We start from the raw sequence: 25,610 nt of genomic DNA on the forward strand, positions 1-25,610 counted from the left end.
GGGCCCGCGCTCACCCCCCACGCATGGCAACCCCCGCCGCACGACGTCGTGCGGTGCTCAGGGAAGGATCACCCATGTCTCCAAGCGCCCCAACCCACCGCGCCAGAACGCTCGCGGCGGTGCTGCCCGCGGTGCTCGCGGTGCTGATCGCACTGCTGGTCTGGCAGGCGTCGCCGTCGGCGCACGCCGCGACCACGGTTGTCGAGGCGGAGTCCGCGACGCTGTCCGGCGGCGCGGTCGTCGCCACCGACCACACCGGCTACACGGGCAACGGTTTCGTCGGCGGCTACACCGACGCCAACAAGGGCACCGCGTCCACCGCCTTCCGGGTCACCGCCACCTCGGCGGGCGCCGGAAGCGTCACCATCCGCTACGCCAACGGCACCACCGCCACCATGACACTCAGCCTCTACGTCAACGGCGCCAAGATCCGCCAGATCAGCCTCCCGGCCACCGCCAACTGGGACACCTGGACCACCACCGACCAGGCCGTCACCTACACGGCGGGCACCAACACGATCGCGCTCACCTTCACCACCGCCGACAGCGGCAACGTGAACGTCGACAACATCACCGCGACGACGCCCAGCGGCAGCACCACACCGCCCGCAACGACCGGTCAACTGGAGGCGGAGTCCGCGTCGTTGAGCGGCGGGGCCGTCGTCAGCAGTGACCACACCGGCTACACGGGCAGCGGATTCGTCAGCGGCTACACCGACGCCAACAAGGGCACGGCCTCGACCGGCTTCACGGTCAGCTCGGCCGTCGCGGGCGCCGGAAGCGTCACCATCCGTTACACCAACGGCACCAGCGCCACCATGACACTCAGCCTCTACGTCAACGGCGCCAAGATCCGCCAGATCAGCCTCCCCGCCACCGCCAACTGGGACACCTGGACCACCACCGACCAGGCCATCACCTACACGGCGGGCACCAACACCATCGCCCTGACCTTCACCACCGCCGACAGCGGCAACGTGAACCTGGACAACGTCGTGGTGACGACGCCGACGGGCACGACGCCGCCGACCACACCTCCCACGACGCCGCCCACCACACCCCCGGCCGGTTCGCTCACGCACCAGGCGGAGGACGCGTACTTCTCGGGCGGGCCGAGCGTGGCCACGACCGCCTCGGGGTTCAGCGGCAGCGGGTATCTGACGGGCTTCGGGGCGCAGGGCGCGCGGGTGGTCTTCGCCGTCAGCGCGCCCGGCGCGGCGAGCTATCCGGTGGCGGTCGCGTACCGGACCGGGAGCGGTTCCGCCGCGTCGATCACGCTGACGGCCAACGGGCTGAAGGTGGCGCAGGTCGCGCTGCCGGGTACGGGCGGGGCGTGGTCGACGGCCACGGTCAGCGCGCCGCTGCGGTCCGGGCTCAACACGCTGACGCTGCGCACCGAATCCGGTGACTCGGGCGCGCCCGACATCGACGGCGTCGCGGTGACCGGCTCGGTCGCCAACGCCACGCGCGGTGCCACGGTGCCGTACACGTCCTACGAGGCGGAGAGCGGCACCACCAACGCGAGCACGATCGGCCCCGACCGCACCTATCTGACGGTGGCGTCCGAGGCGTCGGGACGCAAGGCGGTGGTGCTCAACAGCACCGGCCAGTATGTGCAGTTCACCCTGACCAAGCCCGCCAACGCGATGACGCTGCGCTACTCGATCCCGGACAACGCGGCGGGCACCGGCACCTCGGCGCAGCTCAGCCTCTACGCCAACGGCAGCAAGGTCCGCGATCTGGACCTGTCGTCGAAGTACGCCTGGGTGTACGGCGGTTACCCGTACAACAACGACCCCTCGCAGGGCTCGGCGCACCACTTCTTCGACGAGTCGCGGTTCAAGATCGGGGACTTCCCGGCCGGGACGGTGCTCAAGCTCCAGAAGGACGCGGGCAGCACCGCCGCCTCGTACACCCTGGACCTGATGGAGACCGAGCAGGTCGCCGCGGACCAGGCCATGCCCGCGACCGGCTTCGTCTCCGCGACGACGCTCGGCGTCACCCCGAACGACGGGAGCGACGACACCTCGGCGCTCAACAGCGCGGTGGCGACGGCCACGTCGCAGGGCAAGGGCCTGTGGCTGCCGGCGGGCACGTACAACATCTCCGGGCACGTCAATCTGACCGGGGTCGCGCTGCGCGGCGCGGGCGAGTGGGCCACCGTGCTCCAGGGCCTCAACGGCAAGGGCGGGCTCTTCGGGCAGGGCGGCACCAACACCGTCCAGGACCTGACGATCTCCGGTGACGTGTCGTACCGCGACGACGCGAATTTCGACGCCGCGATCGAGGGCGACTTCGGCAACGGCTCGACCATCCAGGACGTGTGGATCGAGCACACCAAGGTCGGCCTGTGGATCGACGCGCCGACCAACGGCCTGTACGTGGGCGGCCTGCGAATCCGCGACACCGCCGCCGACGGCGTCAACCTGCACAAGGGCACCGCGAGCACCGAGGTGTGGAACACCAGCGTCCGCAACACCGGGGACGACGGTCTCGCGATGTACTCCGAGGCGAGCGCGGTCACCAACTGCGCCTTCCGCTTCGACACCGTGCAGATGCCGCTGCTGGCGAACGCCGCCGCGATCTACGGCGGCAACGGCAACCGGATCGTGGACAGCGTCGTCGCCGACACGGTGACCGGGGCCTCGGGCATCGCGGTCAGCACCCGCAACTTCAATCCCGCGCCGGTCCCGTTCAGCGGCACCACCACCGTCGCGCGCAACACCCTGCTGCGCACCGGCGGCTACGAGCCGAACTGGCAGAGCAAGCTCGGCGCGCTGTGGATCTACGCCGACGGCTCCGACATCACGGCGCCCGTCGTGGTCAAGGACCTCGACATCACCGACAGCACCTACAGCGCGGTCCTGATCTCGTATCAGAAGACCGTCACCGGGCTGACGTTGAACAACGTCAAGATCCAGACGGCCGGCGCGTACGGCCTGGAGATCGACTCGAAGGGCTCCGGCAGCTTCGGCGGCGTCACGGTCAGTGGCGCGGCCTCCGGCGGGCTCAGCACCACCGGGACCTTCACCATCAACCGGGGCTCCGGCAACACCGGCTGGTAACGCCCCCGCACACCCCGGTCCGCCCCGCACCCCTGACGGGGCGGACCGGCCCCCGCGCATGCCCTGCGGCCCTCCGGGCCCTGGCTCTCCACGACCGTCAAGGAGACTCCCGTGACACTGCCCGCCTCCCCCACCGCACCCGCCTGGTGGCGGCACGCCGCGATCTACCAGATCTATCTGCGCAGCTTCGCCGACGGCAACGGTGACGGCATGGGAGACCTCGCCGGGGTCCGTGAGCGCCTCCCCTACCTGCGGGATCTCGGGGTCGACGCGCTCTGGTTCAACCCCTGGTACGTCTCCCCGATGGCCGACGGCGGCTACGACGTCGCCGACTACCGTGACATCGACCCGATGTTCGGGACGCTCGCCGAGGCGGAGCGGCTTATCGTCGAGGCGCACGAGCAGGACCTGCGGGTCATCGTGGATCTGGTGCCCAACCACGCGTCCGACCAGCACCCCTGGTTCCGGGCCGCGTTGGCGGCGGGTCCGGACGCGGCCGAGCGGGAGCGCTTCTGGTTCCTGCCGGGCCGGGGCGCGGACGGCGAACTCCCGCCCAACGACTGGCAGTCGTACTTCGGCGGCGCCGCCTGGACCCGGATCACCGAGGCGGACGGCACGCCGGGCCCCTGGTACCTGCACATGTTCGCGCCCGAGCAGCCCGATCTGAACTGGGAACACCCGCAGGTGCGGGCGGAGTTCGAGAGCATCCTGCGGTTCTGGCTGGAGCGCGGCGTGGACGGCTTCCGGATCGACGTGGCGCACGGTCTGGCCAAGAAGCCGGGGCTGCCCGACGTCGGCCGGGACCCGGACGTCACCGACCTTCCCTACCAGGACTGCGACGCGGTGCACGAGATCTACCGCGACTGGCGGAAGATCGCGGACGGTTACGCGCGCAGCCCCCGGCCCGGCGGGGCGCCCGGCGAGCGGGTGTTCGTCGGCGAGGTGTGGCTGCCCACGCCCGAGCAGTTCGCCCGCTATCTGCGCCCCGACGAGCTGCACTCCGCTTTCAACTTCGAGTTCCTGTGCTGCGCTTGGGACGCGGCCGGGCTGCGCGAGGTCGTCGACGCCACGCTCGCCTCGCACCGGCTGGTGGGCGCGCCGCCCACCTGGGTGCTGTCCAACCACGACACGATCCGGCACGTGACGCGGTACGGCCGTGAGGACACGTCCTTCGACATGGGCGACAAGCGGCTCGGCTCGCCGAGCGACACCGTCCTCGGCCGCCGCAGGGCCCGCGCCGCGGCGCTGCTCACGCTGGCCCTGCCGGGCGGTGTGTACGTCTACCAGGGCGACGAGCTGGGCCTCGCCGAGGTCGAGGACATACCCGACCACCTGATCCAGGACCCGACGTATGCCCGCTCCGGGGGCCGCGACCGCGGCCGGGACGGCTGCCGGGTGCCGCTGCCGTGGTCGGCGGAGCCGGGCTCGCTGGGCTTCTCGCCGGACGGCGCGAGCGCCGGACCGTGGCTGCCGCAGCCCGCCGAATGGTCGGGGCGGTCCGTCGCGGCCCAGCAGGGCGATCCGCACTCCGTGCTCGCCCTGTACCGGGCCGGTCTCGCGCTGCGCGGGGAGTACCTCCGGTGGCTGCCGGAGACGCTGGAGTGGGTGGACGCGGGTCCCGGCACGGTGGCCTTCCGCCGGGACGGCGGCTTCCAGTGCCTGGTCAACCTGTCCGCCGAGCCGGTCGCGCTCCCCGCCGGGCTCCGGGTGCTGCTGGCCAGCGGCCCGCTGGAGGACGGCCTGCTGCCCTCCGACACCTGCGTCTGGCTGACCGCCGAATGACCGGCGCGCCCGCGCGCTGATCCCACGAGCCCCGGCCCGTCCCCGCTGATCGCGTAGAAGACCGCGTCCCCCTCCGGTCCCGCGGAAGACCCCCTCCCCGCCGATCCCCGTGTCCCGTCCCGGCCGACCGCCGGGGGACGCGGAGATCCGCGCGTGGCGGTCGGCGGACCGCGCGTCCCACCTGGCGGAATTCACAACGCGTTCATTGACGTGGCACGCGCCACCTGGCTGACTTACGCCCAGGCCGGACCGCTGTCCGGCCCGGACTCACGACGCGAGGCCCCTACGGGCCGGCACAAGGGGAGGTGACCAGGGTGTACGCAGCTTCGAGGACGGCCGCCGCCTGGCGCCGTCATCTCCGGGACGACGCGTACCGCAACCGGCACATCGACCTGCTGCGTGTCAGCAGCGCTCTGTGTCGACGCTGAATCCCGGGCCCGCCCCACGCTTCTGACGCGTTGTCACATCGGGCCCCCGCGCACTCCACCGCCCCTTCTCATGGGGCGGCTGCCGACGTCTCCCTTCGCGCTGGAGTTCCCCGATGAGCGAGCCACCCCGCCCCGCCGTGCCCGCGGGCGCGACCGACACCGCCGTGCCGGAAGGCACGACCGACACCGTCACCACCCCTGCTCCACCGCCGCCGCGCACCCCGCCCGCCGACGACAGACGCGTCGGCCGGTCGGCGCAGCGCGTCGTCCCGCTGCGGCATCCCTGGCGCTGGGCGCTGACCGCCGTCGCCCTGGTGCTCGTCGCGCAGATCACGCACGGCCTGGTCACCAACCCCTTCTTCCAGTGGGACCGCTTCCGCTACTGGTTCCTGCGGCCGGTGATCCTGGACGGGCTGCTGGTCACGCTCCAAGTCGCCGCCTGGAGCGCCCTGTTCGGGCTGCTCGGCGGCATCCTGCTCGCCCTGTGCCGACTGTCCAGGAGCCCGGTGCTGCGCTCGGTGAGCTGGATCTACATCTGGCTGTTCCGCTCGGTGCCGCTGATCGTCATCCTCCTGTTCCTGTTCAACTTCTCCTCGCTGTACGCCACATTGAGTCTGGGCGTGCCCTTCGGCCCAGGCTTCGTGCACTTCGACGAGTCGCGGCTGGCCACCGACATGGTGGTGGCCGTGGTCGGCATCAGCCTCAACGAGGCCGCCTACGCCGCCGAAGTGGTGCGCGCCGGAGTGCTCTCGGTGGACCAGGGACAGCACGAGGCCGCCGCCGCGCTCGGCCTGCCGCGCGGCTACCAGTTCACCCGGATCGTCTTCCCGCAGGCGCTGCGGGCGATCGTGCCCTCGTACGTCAACCAGTTGATCGGGCTGATCAAGAGCACCTCGCTGGTCTTCTACGTCTCCCTGCTCGACCTCTTCGGCAAGGTGGAGAGCATGGGCAGTACGTATCCGGGTGACGTCGTCCCGCTGCTGCTGGTGGCGACCGTCTGGTATGTGATCCTGACCAGCGTCGTCTCGGTGGTCCAGTTCTACGTCGAGCGGTACTTCTCACGCGGCGCGCTGCGGACCGTACCGCCGACGCCGTTGCAACGGCTGCGTACGGCAGTGCGCGATCTGCGGGCGCGCGCCGAGATCGGATCGATCGCATGAGCGCCGACCGCGTCCCCGCCGACACGTTGGTCACCGCGGTGACCGCGCGCCCCGCCGCCGTGACCGTCCACGACGCGCACAAGTGGTACGGCACGCACCAGGTGCTCTCCGGTGTCGATCTGACCGTGCAGCCCGGACAGGTGACGGTGATCCTCGGCCCGTCGGGCTCCGGCAAGTCGACGCTGCTGCGGGCGATCAACCACCTGGAGAAGCTGGACATCGGCTACGTCAGCCTCAACGGCGAGCCGATCGGCGTACGGCACCACCGCGGCCGGCTCAAGGAGATCAGCGAGCGGGCGATCCTCGCCCAGCGCCGCCGGATCGGCTTCGTCTTCCAGGGCTTCAACCTCTTCCCGCACCTCAGCGTGCTGGACAACGTGGCCGCAGCGCCGGTCGCGGCCCGGCAGAAGACCAGGGCCGAGGCGGAGGAACTGGCCCGCGCGCTGCTCGGCCGGGTCGGGCTCGCCGACAAGGTCGACGCCTATCCCCGGCAGCTCTCCGGCGGCCAGCAGCAGCGGGTGGCCATCGCCCGCGCGCTGGCCCTCGAACCCGGCGTCATCCTCTTCGACGAGCCGACCTCGGCGCTCGACCCCGAACTCGTCGGCGAGGTACTGGCCGTCATCCGGGATCTCGCCACCAGCGGTACGACGCTGATCGTCGTCACGCACGAGATCGGCTTCGCCCGCGAGGTCGCCGACACCGTCGTCTTCCTGGACGGCGGCCGGATCGTCGAACAGGGCCCGCCCGACCAGGTGTTGGACAACCCCCGGCACCCCAGGACCCGCGAATTCCTCAGCAAGGTCCTCTGAACCCTCCTCCGAACCCCCGTACGCCGCGGGCCAAGGCGCGGACACAGGCGCCTTCCACAGCGACGGCCGCCAGCCCGCGAACGCCCGATACGTCACCCCCAGCACATCCGCTCACCATCAGCGAGGTTCACCATGCCCGACATCCGTACCACCGCCACCAGACGCGTCGCCGCGGGCATCGCCGTCGCCGCCCTCACCTTCGGCCTCGCCGCCTGCGGCAGCGACAGCGGCTCGGACGCCGCGGCACCGGCCGCCGCAGACGCCAAGGGCACCGTCGTGGTCGGCGCGCAGTCCAACGGCGCCGCCAAGGAGATCACGCTCACCGTCCCTGAGGTCGCCGCCATCCGCGCCGAGCTGCCCAAGTCCGTGCTCGACAGCAAGCAACTCGTCATCGGCCTGGGCTTCCTGCCCGCCGGCTCGCCGCCGATCGGCTACGTCGGCGCGGACCAGAAGACCATCACCGGCTCCGAGCCCGACCTCGGCCGGCTGATCGCCGCCGTCTTCGGCCTCAAGCCCGTGCTGTCCAACGCCACCTGGGACAACCTCTTCGTCGGCATCGACAGCGGCAAGACCGATGTCGGCTTCTCCAACATCACCGACACCGAGCAGCGCAAGGAGAAGTACGACTTCGCCAGCTACCGGCAGGACAACCTCGGCTTCGAGGTGAAGAAGAGCGACACCTGGAACTTCGACGGCACCTACCGCAGCCTGGCGGGCAAGACCGTCGCGGTCGGCGCGGGCACCAACCAGGAGAAGATCCTGCTGAAGTGGCAGAGCGAGCTGAAGGCCGACGGCAAGAAGCTCACGATCAAGTACTTCCAGGACTCCAACAGCACCTATCTGGCGCTCAACTCCGGCCGGATCGACGCCTACTTCGCGCCCAACCCGAGCATCGCCTACCACGGCACGCAGACCGCGGGCTCGCCGAACGCCACCCGCAGCGCGGGCAAGTTCTCCGGCGCCGGGGCGTCCCTGCAAGGGCTGATCTGCGCCACGGCGAAGAAGGACAGCGGCCTGGCCAAGCCCCTCGCCGACGCGATCAACCACCTGATCAAGAATGGTCAGTACGCGCAGTGGCTCGCCGCGTGGAATCTGGCCAACGAAGCGGTGCCCGCCTCGCTGGTCAACCCGCCGGGGCTGCCGCTGACCAACTCCTGACCCCGTACCGGCCGCGGCACGGCCCCGCACCGACCGAAAGGAAGTCGACCGCCATGACACGCAGGAAAGTCGTCGTCGTCGGAGGCGGGGCCATGGGCTCGTCCGCGGCCTGGCACCTCGCCTCGCGCGGCGCCGAGGTCACGCTGCTCGAACAGTTCGCGCCCGGCCACGACCGGGGCAGCTCGCACGGCAGCTCCCGGATCTTCCGGCTCGCGTACGCCGATCCGTTCTACGTCGGCCTCGCCGTACGGGCGCTTCCGCTGTGGCGGCGGCTCCAGGACGAGACGGGCAGCACCGTACTGACCCTGACCGGGGCCGTCGACCACGGGCCCGCGCAGGCCGTCGCGGCGCTGCGGGACGCGCTGCGCGGGGCCGGGCGGCCCAGCCAGGAGCTGACCGCGCGGGCCGCCGCCGAGCGCTGGCCGGGGCTCGTCGCGGACACCACCGCGCTGTTCCACCCCGAGGCCGGGCGGCTGCACGCCGACGACGCGGTGGCCGCCTTCCAGCAGGCCGCGCGGGCCAAGGGCGCGACCGTACGGCACGGCGTCAAGGTCGGCGCGCTGCGGCGGCGCGGCTCGGGCGCCGAGGTGGTCACCGCGCGGGACGAGGTGATCGCCGCGGACGCCGTGGTCGTGGCCGTCGGCGGCTGGGCGGCCCGCACGCTCGGCCAGGTCACCGAGGGCCCGCCGCCGCTGCGCGTCACCCAGGAGCAGCCGGTGCACTTCCCCGCCCCCGACGCGCCGGACTGGCCCGCCTTCATCCACCACGGCGGGGCCGGTCTCGACGAGGCCGCGGGCGTGTACGGCCTCGGCAGCGCCGACGGGGTGAAGGCCGGATTCCACGGGATCGGCCCGGTCGTGGACCCGGACGACCGGGACCGCACGCCCGATCCCGTGGTCCTCGGCAGGCTCCAGGAGTACGCCGCCCGGTGGCTGCCCGGTGTCGATCACACCCGGCCCACCCCGGTGACCTGCTTGTACACCACGACCCCCGATCATGACTTCGTGATCGACCGTGTGGGACCTTTCACCGTCCTCGCGGGATTTTCCGGGCACGGATTCAAGTTCGCATCAGTGGTCGGCGAAATCGCCGCCGACCTCGTGGACGGCCGTCCGGGGTCAGGACGGTTCGCGATCGGCCGTCCGTACCGCCCGGCGACAGCGCAGTGACGGCGACACGCCGTACGACAGCAGAACGGAGAGTCACGGCGACCATGTCGACCAGCCTTCAGCACCCGCAGCAGCAGCCCCAGAACCCCGGACCCACCGGCGACCAGGTCTTTCCCGCGTCGCCGCACCCTCTGGACAACCCCGCCTGGGCCGCGCTGACCGGGGCGCACCGCCATCTCGCGCAGATCGTCGGCTCCGCCGCGCGCTACCCGGAGGACGTCTCGCCCTTCGTTGCGCTCGCCGACCCCGCCGATCCGGCCGCGTGGGCGGACCTCGCCGCCCTCATGGGTCCCGGCGCGACCTTCGCGCTGGCCGGCGTCCCGGCCACGCCCGACGGGTGGCGCAGCGAGTGGGGAGCCGAGGGCGTGCAGCTCGTCGGGACCGACGCGCTGCTGGACGAGGCCGATCCGGAGGCGCGCCCGCTCGGCCCTGCGGACGTACCGGAGATGCTGGACCTGGTCGAGCGGACCAAGCCGGGTCCGTTCAGGCAGCGCACCATCGAACTGGGCGCCTACTACGGCATCCGCCGCGACGGAAAGCTCGTGGCCATGGCCGGTGAGCGGCTGCGGCTCGACGGCTGGACCGAGATCAGCGCCGTGTGCACCGACGACGCGTTCCGCGGCCAGGGCCTGGCGTCCCGGCTGGTGCGGCACACGGCGGCCGGGATCCGCGGCCGGGGCGACCGCCCGTTCCTGCACGCGGCGGGCAGCAACGTCAACGCCATCCGGCTCTACGAGTCGATCGGCTTCGCGCTGCGCCGCACTACGCACTTCCGTGGCGTACGGGTGCCGGGCGGCGACGGCGACGCGGAAGGCACCGGCGGCGCGGGCGAATGAACGCCGGTGACGGACACCGGTGACGGACGCCATTGCGCGGGACGGTATCCGCGAGATAGCGTCGAATTCAGGTGATGAGTGTCAGCGACAAGCCCTGGCTGGCTGACCGGCAACCCTCCCTCGCGGCGGGGTGCTCCAGGTGACAACCAGGCGGGTCCCGACCGGACCCGCAAGCGCGACTCCGGTACGGCCCCCGGCCGTACCGCCCGGACGGGGGTGACGACAGTGCGAGCGGACTTCGACCGCGCCGACGTGCGCACCCTCGTCCCGCGCGGACCCGTCGTGCATCTGTACGGGCGCCAGCACATCGATCTCCAGCGCGTCGCCGGCGCGCTCTGTTGCGCCTGATCTGACCCCGCCGACGCGACCGCCATGGGGCGGCCGTGTCCTCCTCCGGTCGATCAGGAAGGCACTTCGCCGTGTCCGCACACCCGTCATCCCTGTCCTCCTCCGCCTCCCCCGAGCCCGCTTCATCACCTTCGTCCGTTCCGTCGGCGTCCGCCGCCCGTCCGCCGCTGCACCTCGCGGTCGCACTGGACGGCGCGGGCTGGCACCCGGCCGCGTGGCGGGAGCCGGACGCGCGACCCGGCGAACTGTTCGACGCCGCCTACTGGGCGGACGCCGTGACCGAGGCCGAGCGCGGCCTGCTGGACTTCGTCACCATCGAGGACTCCCTCGGGCTCCAGTCGACCGGGTACGGCGACCCCGACGAGCGCACCGACCAGGTGCGCGGCCGGCTGGACGCCGTGCTCATCGCGTCCAGGGTCGCGCCGCTGACCAGCCACATCGGTCTGGTGCCGACCCTGATCGCCACGCACACCGAGCCGTTCCACCTGTCCAAGGCCATCGCCACCCTGGACTACGTGAGCGGCGGCCGGGCCGGGCTGCGCATCCAGATCTCCGCGCGTCAGCACGAGGCCGCGCACTTCGGCCGCCGCGAATTCCCGCCGTTCCGCATCGAGGAGTACGACCAGCCGCACGTCCAGGACCTGGTCACCGACCTCTTCGACGAGGCCGCGGACTACGTCGAGGTGCTGCGGCGGCTGTGGGATAGCTGGGAGGACGACGCGGAGATCCGGGACGTGGCCACCGGCCGTTTCGTGGACCGCGACAAGCTCCATTACATCGACTTCCAGGGCCGCCACTTCGGCGTCAAGGGCCCCTCGATCACACCGCGCCCGCCGCAGGGCCAGCCGCCGGTGACCGCGCTCGCGCACGCGACCGTGCCGTACCGGCTGGTGGGGCGCGCCGCGGACATCGGCTATGTGACCCCGCACGACGCGGGGCAGGCGGCGGCGATCGTCGCGGAGATCCGCGCCGAGCAGCGGGCCGCGGGCCGGGAGGCCGAACCGGTCCATGTCTTCGGCGATCTGGTGGTCTTCCTCGACACCGACCGCGCGGCGGCCGAGGCCCGCAGGGACCGGCTGGACGCGCTGCTCGACCAGCCGTACACCAGCGACGCGACCGTCTTCGCCGGGACGCCCGCCGAACTGGCCGACCTGCTGCTGGAGTGGCAGGACGCCGGGCTCACCGGTTACCGGCTGCGGCCGGCGGCGCTCGGCCACGACCTGCCCGCGATCACCCGCGGCCTGGTGCCCGAGTTGCAGGCGCGCGGCGCCTTCCGGCGCGCGTACGAGGCCGGCACGCTCCGCGGCCTGCTGGGGCTCGCGCGCCCCGCGAACCGTTACGCCACCACCAGCGCCTGAGCCGGAGGATCCGACCGTCATGAGCAAGCCCCTGAAGCAGATCCATCTCGCGGCCCACTTCCCCGGCGTCAACAACACCACCGTGTGGAGCGACCCGGCCGCGGGCAGCCACATCGAGTTCAGCTCCTTCGCCCACTTCGCGCGCACCGCGGAGCGGGCCAAGTTCGACTTCCTCTTCCTCGCCGAGGGCCTGCGGCTGCGCGAACAGGGCGGCCATATCTACGACTTGGACGTCGTCGGCCGCCCGGACACCTTCACCGTGCTCGCCGCGCTGGCCGCGGTGACCGAGCGGATCGGCCTGACCGGCACGATCAACTCGACGTTCAACGAGCCGTACGAGGTGGCCCGGCAGTTCGCCAGCCTCGACCACCTGTCCGCGGGCCGCGCCGCGTGGAACGTCGTCACCTCCTGGGACGCCTTCACGGGCGAGAACTTCCGGCGCGGCGGCTTCCTTCCGCAGGACGAGCGGTACTCCAGGGCGCGGGAGTTCCTGGCCACCGCCAATGAGCTGTTCGACTCATGGCACGGCGACGAGATCGTCGCCGACCGGGAGACCGGGACGTTCCTGCGGGACGCGCGGGCCGGGGCCTTCGTCCACAAGGGCCAGCACTTCGACATCCAGGGGCAGTTCAACGTCCCGCGCAGCCCGCAGGGCCGCCCGGTGATCTTCCAGGCGGGGGACTCGGAAGAGGGACGCGAATTCGCCGCGTCGAGCGCGGACGCGATCTTCAGCCGGTACAGCACTCTCAAGGAGGGGCGGGAGTTCTACACGGACGTCAAGGGGCGCCTGGCCCGGCACGGCCGCAGGGCGGACCAGTTGCTGATCCTGCCCGCCGCCACCTTCGTGCTCGGCGACACCGACGCCGAGGCGGAGGAGCTGTCCCGCGAGGTGCGCCGCGCGCAGGTCAGCGGTGCCACCGCGATCAAGCACCTGGAATTCGTCTGGAACCGCGACCTGTCCGGGTACGACCCGGAGGGCCCGCTGCCCGAGATCGACCCGGATCTCGGCGAGCACACCATCGCCCGCGGCCGGGCTCAAGTCCGGATGTACCGCGACCCGTTGGCGACCGCCCGCGAGTGGCGGGAGCTGGCGGCGGCCAACAAGTGGTCCATCCGCGACCTGGTCATCGAGACCGGCAACCGCCAGTCGTTCGTCGGCTCCCCCACGACGGTCGCGGAGACCATCAACTCCTTTGTGCAGGCCGACGCGAGCGACGGTTTCATCCTCGTCCCGCACATCACCCCCGGCGGTCTCGACGTCTTCGCCGACACCGTCGTGCCGCTGCTCCAGGAACGCGGTGTGTTCCGTACCGAGTACGAGGGCGGCACGCTGCGGGACCACCTCGGCCTGGCCCACCCGGACGCCGGGGGCGACGCCGCGGACGTACGGGAGTCGGTGGCATGAAGTTCCTCGCCATCACGCTGATCGTGCACCGGCCCGACCCGGTCACCGGCGTCCTGAAGTCCACTCATGAGCGCTTCAGGGAAGTCCTCGACAACGCGGTGCTCGCCGAGGAGTTGGGCTTCGACGGGTTCGGGGTGGGAGAGCGGCACGAGCGGCCGTTCATCTCCTCCTCGCCGACGGTGGTGCTCAGCCATGTCGCGGCGATCACCCGGCGCATCCGGCTCTTCACCGCGGTCACCACGCTGAGCCTGCTGGACCCGGTCAGGGCGTACGAGGACTACGCGACGCTCGACCATCTCTCCGAAGGCCGCCTGGACCTGATCATCGGCAAGGGCAACGGCACGGCGCAGCGCGAGCTGTTCCACGTCACACCCGAGGACCAGTGGGACCGCAACGCCGAGAGCTACGAGGTGTTCCGGCAGATCTGGCGGCAGGACAAGGTGACCGCGCGGACCCGCTTCCGCCCCGAGCTGAAGGACGCGGAGGTCTGGCCGCGGCCGTACCAGCGGCCGATCCGGGTCTGGCACGGCAGCGCGACCAGCAAGGAGTCCGTGGACCTCGCCGCCCGCTACGGCGATCCGCTGTTCTCGGCGAATGTCACCAACCCCATCGAGCCGTATGCCGAGTTGATCCGCTACTACCGGGAGCGCTGGGAGCACTACGGGCACGATCCGGCGGACATCGCGGTGGGCGCGGGTTCCGCGGGGCTGTACGTGGCCCGCACCTCGCAGGAGGCGCTGGAGGTCTACCGGCCGATCTTCGAGAGCAATCTGGCGTTCCAGAAGGAGGTGGGCCTGCCGGTGGTCTTCGGGACGCTGGAGGACTTCGTGGAGCGCAGTTCGGCGCTGATCGGCAGCCCGCAGCAGGTGATCGAGAAAGTGCACCGCTATCACGAGGAGTTCGGGCACACCGTGCTGCATCTGCACGCGGACGCGAGCGGGCTCGGCGAGGCCGAGCACCGTACGTCGCTGGAGCGTTTCCAGTCCGAGGTCGCGCCCGTGCTCCGCGCGGAGATACCCGATCCGCCGTGGGACTGGGGGCCGGTGAACACGGCCTCTCCGCGTAAGGACACCGTCGGCGCAGGCACCATCGCAAAGGAGGGCGACGCCGCATGAGCGTTCCCGCAGCTTCCGGCTCATCGAACCCCTCACGTCCGTCGGACCCTTCGAGTTCCCCGGACCCTTCCGCCTCTTCGGCTTCTTCGAACTCGGCGTCGGTGCCGCTGTCGATTCTCGACCTGTCGCCGATCAGTTCGGGCTCCACCGCCGCGCAGGCGCTGCGCAACACCGTGGACCTGGCACAGCGCGCGGAGGCCGCCGGATACGCGCGCTACTGGCTGGCCGAGCACCATCTGACGACCGGGGTCGCCGGGGTGTCGCCCGCGCTGGTGATCCAGCTCGTGGCGGCGGCGACCGCACGAATCCGGGTGGGCGCGGGCGCGGTGCAGCTCGGGCACCGCACACCGCTGTCGGTGGTCGAGGAGTTCGGGCTGCTCGACGCGCTGTACCCGGGCCGGATCGACCTGGGCCTCGGCCGTACCGGATTCCGTAAGCCGTCCGCGTCCGGCGGCGCGCCCGCCGCTCCCCCGGCGCCGCGCCGCACCGAGGCCCGGTACACACCGGAGGGGCTGCTGATCCCCGCGCCGTACGACTTCAGCCGGCTGATCGGCTCTCCGCTGCTGACCCGCTACACACAGCTCGTGCAGTACCCGGGGGCCGAACTGCCCGAGTACCGCGACCAGCTCGACCAGATCCTCGGACTGCTGCGCGGGGACTACCGGACCCCGGAGGGACTCGACGCGCACGCGGTGCCCGGCGAGGGCGCCGATCTCCAGGTGTGGGTGCTGGGCAGCAGCGGCGGGGCGAGCGCGCAGGCGGCGGGCGCGCTCGGCCTGCCCTTCGCGGCGAATTACCACGTGAGTCCGGCCGCCGTCCTCGAAGCGGTGGACGCGTACCGCAAGGCGTTCGTACCCTCCGCCACGCTCGACGAGCCGCATGTGCTGGTCTCGGCCGATGTCGTGGTCGCCGAGGACGACGCCACCGCGCGGCACTTGGCGTCGCCGTACGCGCTGTGGGTCCACAGCATCCGCTCGGGTCAGGGCGCGATCCCCTTCCCGAGTCCGGAGGAGGCCGCGGTCCACTCGTGGACGGCGGACGAGCGGGCGCTGGTCGAGGACCGGGTGCGCACCCAGTTCACCGGCACACCCGAAAGTGTCGCGGACCGGCTGCGGGTGCTCCAACAGGCCACGGGCGCCGATGAGTTGCTGGTCACCACCATCACCCACGACCACCGGGACCGGGTCCGTTCCCACGAGTTGCTGGCGGACGCCTGGCGGCGGACCGCATGACCTCACCCGTATGACGTCACGCATGACGTCACCGCTCAGCGCGACCAGGAGGCTCCCATGACCGACCACCCCACCGCCACCGACGGCTATCTGGAGAACAACACGGCGTACGCGGCGGCCTTCGAGGGTCCGCTGCCGCTGCCGCCCGCCCGGCACACCGCGGTTCTGGCGTGCATGGACGCCCGGCTCAATGTGTACGGGGCGCTCGGTCTCGCCGAGGGTGACTCGCATGTGATCCGCAACGCGGGCGGGGTGGCCACCGACGACGCGATCCGTTCGCTGGCGATCAGTCAGCGGCTGCTGGGCACACGGGAGATCGTGCTGATCCACCACACCGACTGCGGCATGCTCACCTTCGGCGACGACGCCTTCCGCGAGTCGATCCGCGAGGAGACGGGCATCAAACCGCCGTGGGCGGCCGAGGCGTTCACCGATCTGGAGACCGACGTCCGCCAGTCCGCGGCCCGGATCAGGAACAGCCCGTTCATCCCGCACACCGACGCGGTGCGCGGCTTCGTGTTCGACGTGGCGAGCGGCAGGCTCGCGGAGGTGGCACTGCCCGACTAGGGCCTGTCCGGCGGATCATGGGCGGTCCAGGCGGTGCCCGGTGCCCCCCCCGGACTCCGTCCGGGGGGACCCGCTGAGCGCAACGCACCGGGATGCCCTAATAGCAGAGCTACTCGGGCATCCCGGCAACGCGGCGGCCGTGCGTGCCAGCTGCCGAAGGGGCCGTTCGTGATCCGCCGCGCTGTCAGACCCTCCTCAGCGTCAGGCCCGAGGAGCCGTCAGGCCCGCGGAGCCGTCAGGCCCGAGGAGCCGTCAGACCCGCCGCGTCCAGGACGGCGACGGCTGTGCTCAGCGCCAGGCCGTCCAGGACCTCCGCCTTGATTCCGGCGCGGGCGCTGGCGCCGTCGAAGACCAGGGTGAGCTGGCGGGCCAGCAGTGCGGGGTCGGCGGCCCCGCCGCGCGCGGCCTCGGCGCGGAAGAAGTCGGTGAGCACCTGCTTGTTGCGGCGGGCCACGACGCTCGCCGGGTGCTCCGGGTCCTTCAGCTCGACCTGCGTGGCGAGGAAGGGGCAGCCGCGGTAGTCGGCCGAGGCGGCGGTCTCCTCCAGCCGCTCGAAGACGTACAGGACGCGGTCGCGCGGCGCCGCGGGCGCGCCGGGCGGCGGCAGCAGCCGGGCCTCGACGGGCGGCCCCTGCCGGTCGAGCGCGGCGGCCAGCACCTCGTCCTTGCTCGCGAAGAGCTGGTACATCGAGCGCTTGGACACTCCGGCGGCCTTGCACAGCGCGTCGATGCCGGTGCCGACGCCTTCCCGGTAGAAGAGCCCGGCCGCGGCGTCGAGCAGGCGGTCGCGCGTGCCGGACTTCTCCGTCGCGCCGGACTTCTGTGTCGTGGTCATACCCCGAGGTTACCGCTCCGGCTTGGCATCGGAAACCGATCGGTATACGGTGGTGGAAACCGATCGGTTTCCATGGTCGGCCGCATCCGTGCGGACCGCACGCGACCCCCCGGGCCGCGCGCGTACCGGCCACGGACCGCTCTCCTCCCGAAAGGCACTCCCATGCAGATCAACGGCGCTGTCGCCCTCGTCACCGGAGGCAACCGCGGCCTCGGCGAGAAGTTCGTCCAGGCCCTGCTCGACGGGGGCGCGGCCAAGGTCTACGCCGCCGCCCGCAATCCGGCATCGGTCACCGTGCCGGGCGCCGTACCGCTCGCGCTGGACATCACCGACCCCGAGTCGGTACGGGCGGCGGCCGAGGCGGCCGGTGACGTCACCCTGCTGATCAACAACGCGGGCGCGTCGAACGGGGTGGACCTGCTCACCAGCGAGATGGACGTCGTCCGGAACGAGTTCGAGACCCACGTCTTCGGCACGCTCGCCGTCAGCCGCGCCTTCGCGCCGATCCTGGCCCGCAACGGCGGCGGCGCGGTGCTCAACGTGCTGTCGGCCCTGTCCTGGTTCACCACGCCCGGCAGCGCCGTCTACTCGGCCGCCAAGTCCGCCGAGTGGTCCCTGACCAACGCCACCCGCCTGGCGCTGCACGGCCAGGGCACCCTCGTCACCGGCCTGCACGTCGGCTACATGGACACCGACATGGCCGCGCGCGTCGACGCCCCCAAGTCGGACCCCGCCAAGATCGCGCGCATCGCGCTCGACGGCGTCGAGGCCGGGCTGTACGAGGTGCTGGCCGACGACACCAGCCGTCAGGTCAAGGCCGGCCTCGCCGCCGACCCTTCGGCTCTCTACGCCGAACTCGCCGCGCGCTGAACGCTGAACGCTGAACGCTGAACGCTTCTGAGGATGCGTCAGTCAGCAGTGCGGGACGTGCGGCTGCCACTGGGCGGCGGAACCGGTCGTCAGATACCAGTCGTTGACGTAGCCGCTGTCGCCGTCGAAGTCGAGCATGAACCAGTAGTGGTCGCCGTGCCCGTCGGCGTCGCCCTCGCCGGTCGTCCAGCAGGCGAGTTCCCTCTCCTCGCCGTTGTAGTATCGCCGCCCGGTCTGACCGGAGCCGTAGCTCGGCCCGTGGTGCGAGGCCAGATACGAGCCGGGGTCGACGGCCGTCACGGTGGGGCACCATAGGGCGTGACCGTCGTGCGAGCAGGAGTAGCCCGCGGCGGACGCGGGCGACGCCACGCTGAGGACGGCCGCGCCCGCCAGCGCGGCGGCCCCGGCGAATATCGCGGCGGCGCGCCGCGGCCATGACCGCGGTCAGCCCCGGTACTCCTCCAGCAGGCGCAGCCACACCTCACTGATCGTCGGGTACGCCGGGACCGCGTGCCACAGCCGCTCGATGGGCACCTCGCCCGCGACGGCGACCGTCGCGGAGTGCAGGAGTTCGCCGACGCCGGGGCCGACGAAGGTGACGCCGAGCAGGATGCCCCGGTCGAGGTCCACGACCATGCGGGCCCTGCCGCGGTAGCCGTCGGCGTAGAGGGAGGCGCCCGCGACCTGGCCGAGGTCGTAGTCCACGACCTTGGTCCGGTGTCCGGCGCGCTCCGCCTCGCTCGCCGTGAGGCCCACGGAGGCCGCCTCGGGGTCGGTGAAGACCACCTGCGGCACGGCGGCGTCGTCGGCGGTGGCGGCGTGCGGACCCCAGGGCGCGTCGTCGACCGGCTCGCCCTTGGCGCGGGCGGCGATCACGGCCCCGGCGATCCTGGCCTGGTACTTGCCCTGGTGGGTGAGGAGCGCGCGGTGGTTGACGTCGCCCGCCGCGTAGAGCCAGCCGTCCGGCACACCGGTGACCCGGCAGGTGACGTCCACGCCAAGCCAGTCCCCGGGGCGCAGGCCGACCGTCTCCAGCCCGAGGTCGCCGGTGCGCGGCGAGCGGCCGGTGGCGAAGAGGATCTCGTCGGCGACGACGCGCTGGCCGCCCTCCAGGCCGACCCGTACCTCGCCGTCCGCGCCGTCGCGCTCGACGATCGGCACGTTCGTACCGAAGTGCACCTCCACGCCCGCCTCGCGCAGGCCGTCGGTGACCAGTTCGCCGACGAAGGGCTCCATGCGCTCCAGCAGGCGGTCGCCGCGCACGAGCATGGTCACCCGCGAGCCGAGCGCCTGCCAGGCGGTCGCCATCTCGACGGCCACCACACCGCCGCCGACCACGACCAGGCGGCCGGGGACCTCCTTGGCGCTGGTCGCCTCACGGCTGGTCCACGGGTTGATGTCGGCGATGCCCGGCAGCTTGGGCAGCGCGGCGGAGGTGCCGGTGCAGACGGCGACGGCGTGCCGCGCGGTCAGCCGTACGGTCTCGCCCTCCGGCGTCAGCACCGCGACCTGCTTGGGACCGTCCAGGCGGCCCTGGCCGCGTACGAGATCGACGCCGACCGACTCCAGCCAGCCCACCTGGCCGTCGTCCTTCCAGTGCGAGGTGAACTCGTCGCGGCGGGCGAGGACGTCAGCGGCGTCCAGCGGTCCCGCGACCGCGCGGGCCAGCCCCGGCAGCCGGCTCGCGTCGGCGCGGGCGACCACCGGGCGCAGCAGTGCCTTGCTCGGCATGCACGCCCAGTAGGAGCACTCGCCGCCGACCAGCTCGCTCTCCACGACGACCGTGCTGAGCCCTGCGGCCTGCGTGCGGTCGGCGAGATTCTCACCGACCGGTCCGGCTCCGATGACGATCACGTCGTAGGTACGGGCAGCGTCGTTCATACCGGCTCCTGGGCTGCTGTCTGAATCACGCGGTGGTGTGCACACGTCTGTGCACACACATCTGTACTCACATGTCGGTGTTCACACATCCGGGTCACGCGCGGAGAAGGGGTGGCCAGGCCGTCATCCTACTGACGGGACCGGGCGGACGTATGATCACTTCGGGGCGCCGAGGGGCGCCGCGGGAGGTGTACCGATGGGCGAACTGGTACTGATCCGTCACGGCGAGACCGAGTGGACGCTGACCGGCCAGCACACCAGCTACACCGATCTGCCCCTCACCCCGAACGGCGAGGAGCAGGCCAGGACACTGGCTCCGATGCTGGCCAGCAGGCACATCTCCACCGTGATCACCAGCCCCATGCGGCGCGCGCGGGACACCGCGAAGCTGGCCGGGCTCGAGCGCACACGGGTCGACGCCCACCTGTGCGAGTGGGACTACGGCGGCTACGAGGGCGTCACCACCCGTGACATCCACCGCACCCGTCCCTCCTGGGATCTGTGGACCGACGGGGTCCCCGAGGGCCCCGAGGGCCATCCGGGGGAAACGGCGGAACAGGTCGGCGAGCGGGCCGACCGGGTGCTGGCCCTCGCCGACGCGGCGTTCACCAACAGCGACGGCGGCGATGTGGTGCTGGTCGCGCACGCCCACTTCCTGCGGGTGCTGACCGCCCGCAGACTGGGGCTGCCCCCGGCCGACGGCGCCCTGTTCCAGCTCGCCACCGGCACCGTCAGCCGACTCGGCCTGGAACACGGCCGCCATGTGCTGACCGCGTGGAACCGGCTGCCCTGATCGGGCGGTGACGTCTGCGACGGCGGTGGTCTCTGTACGGGCGCCGGTGTCCGTCCGGGCGGTGGTCTCCGTACGAGCCGTGTAGCCCGTGGCAGCCGTGTAGCCCGGACGGACCGCCAGGAGCGGCGGCATCCGGTGGGGTCCGCGAAGACTGGGAGCAGCCCGGTGGTCCGGAGTCGGACCGGGACCGGGGCCCGGCACCAGGAGAGGACCCGGTCATGGCACTCGCGCACCGCAAGGACATCGGACTGCTGGCGTTGCGCGCGGGGACCGGCGGGGTGCTCTTCGCGCACGGCGCGCAGAAGCTCTTCGGCTGGTTCGGCGGCGGTGGGATCGACGGCACCTCGGCGGCCATGGAGCAGATGGGCTTCAAGCCGGAGCGGGCGAGCGCCGTCGCGGCCGGGCTCGGCGAGGCGGGCGGCGGGCTGTTGCTGGCCCTGGGGATCGCCACCCCGGCCGCGGGCGCGGCGGCGGCCGGCGCCATGGCGGGCGCGGTCTCCGTCCACGCCCCCGCCGGTTTCTTCAACACGTCCGGCGGCTACGAGTACCCCGCCTTCCTCGGCTTCTGCGCCGCCGCTTTGGGTGTCACGGGACCCGGCCGCTACTCTCTGGACCATCTGACCGGCCATGTCCTGAACCGCCCGTGGGTGGTGGCCGCCGCCTTCACCGGCTCGGCAGCCGCCGCTTTCACGGTCGTACGCCGCCGCGCCGTCGGCAACGGTCCCGCGCCCGAGGATCTCGCCGTGCTGGAGGACCAGGACGGCTGAGCCGCCCGCGGACCGGTGCGGGGAACGCCGTACCGACCGGGGCAGCGGCACGCGCGGCGGCCACCGGCGGGGTGCGCGGCGACGCGCGGGCGACGGCAGGGACACGGCGGCACGGGGACGGCGGCATGCGGACGACACGCCGTCGTCCGCATGCCGCCAACCGCGCAGGGTAGGCCGGAGCCAGGAACGCCGGAGCGGATTCGGCGCGGATGGCGGCGTGCGGACGGAACAGGGCGGAACAGAGCGACAGTGAACGGCGGCGAGGGAGCACGCATGACGGTGACGGCCCAGGAGCAGCGGTCACGGCTGTCCTCGCCGTGGGCGCGCGGGCTGGGCGCCGCCGCCGCCGGGGCGCTCCCGGCGCTCGCCTTCCCCGCGCCGTCGCTGTGGTGGCTGGCGTACGTGGCGCTGGTGCCGTGGATGCTGCTGGTGCGCTCCGCGGGCAGTGCGCGGCGGGCGGCGCTGGACGGCTGGCTGGGCGGCGCGGGCTTCATGCTGGCGGTGCACCACTGGCTCTTCGCGAGTCTGAACGTGTTCATCGTCGTGCTCGCCCTGCTGCTGGGCGCGCTGTGGGCGCCGTGGGGCTGGCTGGTGCGCAGGCTGCTCGGCGAGGGCACCGGGTCGCGGCGGGCCGCGGCGGCGATGGTGCTGGTGCCGTGCGGCTGGCTGATGGTGGAGCTGGTGCGCTCCTGGCAGTATCTCGGCGGCCCCTGGGGACTGCTGGGCGCAAGCCAGTGGCAGGTGCGGCCCGCGCTGCGGCTGGCCTCCGTCGGCGGGGTGTGGCTGGTCAGCCTCCTGGTGGTGCTCGTCAACACCGCGCTGACCGCGCTCGTCGCGGTGCCCGCCGTCCGCAGGCCCGCGGCGACCGCGCTGGCCACGGCCGCCGTGCTGACCGGCATGGTGTGGCTGTGGGCGCCGCACCCGCAGCAGTCCGGCGCCGTCCGGGTCGCGGTCGTCCAGCCGGGCGTCGTCGTGGGCCCCGAGGCCCGGATCGACCGGCAGGTGGCGCTCACCCGCGGCCTGGTGGGCAGCCACCCGGATCTCGTGGTCTGGGGTGAGAGCAGCGTCGGTTTCGACCTCACCTCCCGGCCCCAGCTGGCGGAGGAGCTGGCGGCCCTCTCCCAGCAGGTCGGCGCCGACATCCTGGTCAATGTGGACGCGGAGCGCGCGGACGGCACGGGCATCTCCAAGACGTCGGTGCTGATCGGCCCGGACGGCGTCACCGGACCCACGTACGACAAGATGCGGCTGGTGCCGTTCGGCGAGTACATCCCCTTCCGGTCGCTGCTCGGCTGGGCCACCTCGGTCGGCAAGGCCGCGGGTGAGGACCGGCAGCGCGGCGACCACCAGGTCGTGATGGACACCGGGACGGTACGGATCGGGCCGCTGATCTGCTTCGAGTCCGCCTTCGCCGACATGAGCCGCAATCTCGCGGACAAGGGCGCCCAGGTGCTGGTGGCGCAGTCGTCCACGTCGTCGTTCCAGGGGTCGTGGGCGCCCGCGCAGCACGCCTCGCTCGCGGCACTGCGGGCTGCGGAGAGCTGGCGGCCGATGGTGCACGCGACCCTGACCGGGATCAGCGCCGTCTACAACGCGAACGGCCAACCGGTCGGGCAGCGGATCAGCGAGAGCGGCAGTACGGCGCGGGTCTACGCGGTGCCGCTGGCCACCGGCCGCAGCCCGTACGACCGGTTCGGCGACTGGGTGCCGCGTCTGGCGCTGCTGCTGGTCGTGCTGGCCGCCGCCTACGAGATCCGGCGCGTGGTGCTGGTCAGGCGGTCAGCTCCCGGACCTCGGTGACGACCCGCTCGCACAGTTCGTGGGTGCGCAGCGCGTCCTGGGCGTCGAGGTGCTTGCCCGCGCGGACGGCGTCGAGGAAGGCCAGGGTGATCTGCTCGATGCCGCGCTGCCGGGCCACCGGCACCCAGTCGCCCCGGCGGCGTACCGTCGGCTGGCCCTTGTGGTCGATGACCTCGGCGAGATTCAGCACCTGACGGCGGGTGTCGTCACCGCTGACGTCCAGGCTCTCCTCGGTGGATCCGCTCATCCGGTTCATGGAGCCGATCGCGGTGAAACCGTCACCCGACAGGTGCAGCACGATGTGGTGGACGAGGCCGGCACGGACCTTGGCGGAGACGTGGACGTCCCGGACGGTGCCGGGGGCCAGGAAGCGCAAGGTGTCGACGACGTGGATGAAGTCGTCGAAGATCATCCCGCGGGCCTCTTCGGGGAGGCCGACGCGGTTCTTCTGCATGAGGATCAGGTCGCGCGGGTGGTCGAGACACTGCGCGTAGGCGGGCGCGTAACGGCGGTTGAAGCCCGCCATGAGCGGGACGCCGCGCTCCTCGGCGAGGGCCACCAGTTGCCGTGCGCCGTCCAGATCGCGGGCGAGCGGCTTGTCGACGTAGACGGGGACGCCCGCTTCGATCAGCCGTCCGGCGATCTCGACGTGGAGGTCGGTGGGCGCGTGCACGAAGGCGGCGTCGAGGCCCTGGTCGAGCAGCGTGTCCAGTGAGGTGTGGCGGTGCGGCAGCCGGTAGGCGTCGCCGATCCGGTCGAGGGTCGCCGGGGTGCGGGTCTGGAGGTGCAGTTCGAGGTCCGGCTGCGAGGCGAGGACCGGCAGATACGCCTTCTGCGCGATGTCACCGAGCCCGATCACGCCGATCTTCCGTGGGGCGCTGCCGGATGCCATGCGCTGCTCCTGTCGTTCCTTCTCGCGGTGTCCCCGCAGCATACGGGGACGGTTCGGGGACGCTTCCGGGGCCTTCGGGGAGCGGGTGTACGGCGCGGCCCCGCGGCGGACCGGCCCCGGACGGGTGAGCGCGCGGTACGCCCCGCCCGGCCGCTCACCCCTGCGGGGCATACCCGGCTCCGCCATGTTTCGGCACAGTTGTCGGAATGCGCCGCCTACCCGTGGTCGTGTTCCTGGTGGCGGCCTCCGCCGCGGCCGGGTGCACCACCGTCTCCGCTCCCCCGGCCCCCGTCCCCGTCTCCGCTCCCGTGCCCGGCAGGGCCGCGCCGCGGGTGGCGGCGCCGGACGGCGGGCCGCTGGTGCCGCGGCCCGACCATGTGCTGCTGGAGACGGCCGAGCCGGACCCGGCCCCTTCCAGGACGCCCTCGCCCGAACCGGAGCGCGGTGCCGGTGAGTCGGGCGGCCGACCGGGCACGGGCCCGTACTCCGCGGGTTCAGGGTCGCGGCCTGGCCGTGAGCCGCGGCACCGGCCGGTGCCGCGCTCCCAATCGGTGCCGCCGCCGACGTCCCTCCCGCGCGGACCGGCAGCGGCGCTGCCCGGCGCCGCCGACGTCTGCGCGCTGGGCGAGACCTACGGCGGCTGGGCGAAGGACGGGGACGCGGCCCGGATCTGCCGTCAGTCCTACGGCCGGTGAGCCGGGCCGGACAGACGGCACGGCTCGCGACGGCTGACGGCTGACGGCTGACGGGGGACCGCTGCCCCCTCACGGCTCACGGCTCACGGCTCACGGCTCACGGCTCACGGCTACGGAAGCTGGTCGGAGCCCAGCAGCCGCAACTCCATCCGGGCCACGGCGGCCCGCACCCCGTCCCCGTACGCGTCCTCGGCGAGCGCGTCGCACGCCTTGCGGGCCAGGCCGAGGTGGCTGCGGGCCAGCCGGTCCTCGTCCACCTTCGCGTAGGAGGCGGCGAGATTGAGGTGGAGCGAGGGGTAGAAGCCGCGGATCTGCGCGGCGCCGGTGGAGCGACCGGGGCTGTCGGGGCCCCCGCGGGGCTCGGTGCCGCCGCGCGCCGTGACGGCGTCGGCGGCCCGCAACGCCCGCAGGTCCCAGGCCAGTTCGTCCTCGGGGTCGTCCTGCGTGTCGGCCATGTAGTGCGCCAGCGTGCAGCGGTGCAGGGGGTCGCCCCGCTCCCCGATCTCGTCCCACAGCGCGCCGAACCGGGTTCTGGCCTCCTCCCGGTCCCCGGCGTGCAGCAGCATCACGACCTGTCCGATCCTGGTCATGATCGCGTCCGGTCCACCCGGCTCGTCCCGTCGCTCCACCCGAGCCTCCTCGCCT

General features: G+C 72.4%; 23 protein-coding genes and 1 riboswitch. Of the genes, 18 read left to right on the top strand and 5 right to left on the bottom strand.

The features are described 5' to 3' along the window. Positions 1-74 precede the first annotated feature (74 nt). The 13 genes from ACIP4Z_RS15085 (at position 75) to ACIP4Z_RS15145 (ending at position 16,432) form a co-directional block, all read left to right on the top strand. Positions 75-3,065 carry a carbohydrate-binding protein gene (locus tag ACIP4Z_RS15085; RefSeq protein ID WP_401308033.1) on the top strand — a complete coding sequence of 997 codons (2,991 nt, stop codon included), beginning with the start codon at positions 75-77 and terminating at the stop codon, positions 3,063-3,065. 111 nt (positions 3,066-3,176) lie between these two features. Then, positions 3,177-4,847: an alpha-amylase family glycosyl hydrolase gene (locus ACIP4Z_RS15090; protein WP_401308036.1), complete on the top strand. Its 1,671-nt coding sequence runs from the start codon at positions 3,177-3,179 to the stop codon at positions 4,845-4,847. A 541-nt stretch (positions 4,848-5,388) separates the two neighbouring features. Beyond that, a complete protein-coding gene (locus ACIP4Z_RS15095) occupies positions 5,389-6,435 on the top strand; it encodes an amino acid ABC transporter permease (RefSeq protein WP_355335595.1) in 1,047 nt (348 codons plus the stop codon). Next, positions 6,432-7,244 carry an ATP-binding cassette domain-containing protein gene (locus ACIP4Z_RS15100; RefSeq protein ID WP_391051191.1) on the top strand — a complete coding sequence of 271 codons (813 nt, stop codon included), beginning with the start codon at positions 6,432-6,434 and terminating at the stop codon, positions 7,242-7,244. The genes ACIP4Z_RS15095 and ACIP4Z_RS15100 overlap by 4 nt, the downstream gene beginning before the upstream one ends. Positions 7,245-7,376: 132 nt before the next feature. Further along, on the top strand, positions 7,377-8,402 hold the full coding sequence (locus ACIP4Z_RS15105) for a transporter substrate-binding domain-containing protein (protein ID WP_355335599.1): 1,026 nt from the start codon (positions 7,377-7,379) through the stop codon (positions 8,400-8,402). 53 nt (positions 8,403-8,455) lie between these two features. After that, positions 8,456-9,571: an FAD-dependent oxidoreductase gene (locus ACIP4Z_RS15110; protein WP_401308041.1), complete on the top strand. Its 1,116-nt coding sequence runs from the start codon at positions 8,456-8,458 to the stop codon at positions 9,569-9,571. Between the two features lie 44 nt (positions 9,572-9,615). Continuing rightward, a complete protein-coding gene (locus ACIP4Z_RS15115; protein WP_355335604.1) occupies positions 9,616-10,407 on the top strand; it encodes a GNAT family N-acetyltransferase in 792 nt (263 codons plus the stop codon). Between the two features lie 70 nt (positions 10,408-10,477). Continuing rightward, positions 10,478-10,589: riboswitch (SAM riboswitch) on the top strand. 34 nt (positions 10,590-10,623) lie between these two features. Further along, on the top strand, positions 10,624-10,755 hold the full coding sequence (locus tag ACIP4Z_RS15120) for a putative leader peptide (protein ID WP_355335606.1): 132 nt from the start codon (positions 10,624-10,626) through the stop codon (positions 10,753-10,755). A 167-nt stretch (positions 10,756-10,922) separates the two neighbouring features. Then, complete coding sequence (locus ACIP4Z_RS15125) at positions 10,923-12,113, top strand: LLM class flavin-dependent oxidoreductase (RefSeq protein WP_391162944.1); 1,191 nt, start codon at positions 10,923-10,925, stop codon at positions 12,111-12,113. 19 nt (positions 12,114-12,132) lie between these two features. After that, positions 12,133-13,518: an NtaA/DmoA family FMN-dependent monooxygenase gene (locus tag ACIP4Z_RS15130; RefSeq protein ID WP_391051185.1), complete on the top strand. Its 1,386-nt coding sequence runs from the start codon at positions 12,133-12,135 to the stop codon at positions 13,516-13,518. Next, positions 13,515-14,633, top strand: a complete 1,119-nt coding sequence (locus ACIP4Z_RS15135; protein ID WP_391051183.1) for an LLM class flavin-dependent oxidoreductase — start codon at positions 13,515-13,517, stop codon at positions 14,631-14,633. The genes ACIP4Z_RS15130 and ACIP4Z_RS15135 overlap by 4 nt, the downstream gene beginning before the upstream one ends. A gap of 101 nt (positions 14,634-14,734) precedes the next feature. Continuing rightward, complete coding sequence (locus tag ACIP4Z_RS15140) at positions 14,735-15,865, top strand: LLM class flavin-dependent oxidoreductase (RefSeq protein ID WP_391051181.1); 1,131 nt, start codon at positions 14,735-14,737, stop codon at positions 15,863-15,865. Positions 15,866-15,922: 57 nt separating this feature from the next. Continuing rightward, positions 15,923-16,432: a carbonic anhydrase gene (locus ACIP4Z_RS15145; protein ID WP_355335616.1), complete on the top strand. Its 510-nt coding sequence runs from the start codon at positions 15,923-15,925 to the stop codon at positions 16,430-16,432. 235 nt (positions 16,433-16,667) lie between these two features. On the opposite strand, the gene ACIP4Z_RS15150 is transcribed toward ACIP4Z_RS15145, so the two are convergent. Continuing rightward, positions 16,668-17,267: a TetR family transcriptional regulator gene (locus ACIP4Z_RS15150; protein WP_391051178.1), complete on the bottom strand. Its 600-nt coding sequence runs from the start codon at positions 17,265-17,267 to the stop codon at positions 16,668-16,670. A gap of 162 nt (positions 17,268-17,429) precedes the next feature. On the opposite strand from ACIP4Z_RS15150, the gene ACIP4Z_RS15155 reads away from it, so the two are divergent. Next, a complete protein-coding gene (locus tag ACIP4Z_RS15155; protein WP_391162907.1) occupies positions 17,430-18,137 on the top strand; it encodes an SDR family oxidoreductase in 708 nt (235 codons plus the stop codon). Positions 18,138-18,179: 42 nt separating this feature from the next. Here the strand turns inward: ACIP4Z_RS15155 and ACIP4Z_RS15160 are convergent, their stop codons facing one another. Next, positions 18,180-18,437 carry a hypothetical protein gene (locus tag ACIP4Z_RS15160; protein WP_401308048.1) on the bottom strand — a complete coding sequence of 86 codons (258 nt, stop codon included), beginning with the start codon at positions 18,435-18,437 and terminating at the stop codon, positions 18,180-18,182. Between the two features lie 144 nt (positions 18,438-18,581). Then, a complete protein-coding gene (locus ACIP4Z_RS15165) occupies positions 18,582-20,018 on the bottom strand; it encodes an FAD-dependent oxidoreductase (protein WP_391162909.1) in 1,437 nt (478 codons plus the stop codon). Positions 20,019-20,214: 196 nt separating this feature from the next. Between ACIP4Z_RS15165 and ACIP4Z_RS15170 the strand changes: the two genes are divergently transcribed. The 3 genes from ACIP4Z_RS15170 to lnt all read left to right on the top strand — a co-directional run bounded on the left by ACIP4Z_RS15170 (position 20,215) and on the right by lnt (position 23,378). Next, entirely contained in the window at positions 20,215-20,811 is a 597-nt protein-coding gene (locus ACIP4Z_RS15170) for a histidine phosphatase family protein (RefSeq protein WP_391051170.1), read from the top strand. A gap of 218 nt (positions 20,812-21,029) precedes the next feature. Continuing rightward, complete coding sequence (locus tag ACIP4Z_RS15175; protein WP_355335630.1) at positions 21,030-21,578, top strand: DoxX family protein; 549 nt, start codon at positions 21,030-21,032, stop codon at positions 21,576-21,578. A gap of 273 nt (positions 21,579-21,851) precedes the next feature. After that, a complete protein-coding gene (lnt, locus tag ACIP4Z_RS15180; protein ID WP_401308053.1) occupies positions 21,852-23,378 on the top strand; it encodes an apolipoprotein N-acyltransferase in 1,527 nt (508 codons plus the stop codon). On the opposite strand, the gene ACIP4Z_RS15185 is transcribed toward lnt, so the two are convergent. Continuing rightward, positions 23,350-24,270 carry a Gfo/Idh/MocA family oxidoreductase gene (locus tag ACIP4Z_RS15185; RefSeq protein WP_355335634.1) on the bottom strand — a complete coding sequence of 307 codons (921 nt, stop codon included), beginning with the start codon at positions 24,268-24,270 and terminating at the stop codon, positions 23,350-23,352. The two genes, lnt and ACIP4Z_RS15185, sit on opposite strands and share 29 nt — an antisense overlap. Positions 24,271-24,476: 206 nt before the next feature. On the opposite strand from ACIP4Z_RS15185, the gene ACIP4Z_RS15190 reads away from it, so the two are divergent. After that, the gene (locus ACIP4Z_RS15190; protein ID WP_401308056.1) at positions 24,477-24,965 is read left to right on the top strand and encodes a hypothetical protein; all 489 of its coding nucleotides are present in this window, start codon (positions 24,477-24,479) and stop codon (positions 24,963-24,965) included. Between the two features lie 110 nt (positions 24,966-25,075). On the opposite strand, the gene ACIP4Z_RS15195 is transcribed toward ACIP4Z_RS15190, so the two are convergent. Then, positions 25,076-25,594 carry a hypothetical protein gene (locus ACIP4Z_RS15195; protein ID WP_401308059.1) on the bottom strand — a complete coding sequence of 173 codons (519 nt, stop codon included), beginning with the start codon at positions 25,592-25,594 and terminating at the stop codon, positions 25,076-25,078. Positions 25,595-25,610 lie beyond the last annotated feature (16 nt).

This window comes from Streptomyces sp. NPDC088910, from assembly GCF_044749865.1.
GTDB lineage: Bacteria > Actinomycetota > Actinomycetes > Streptomycetales > Streptomycetaceae > Actinacidiphila.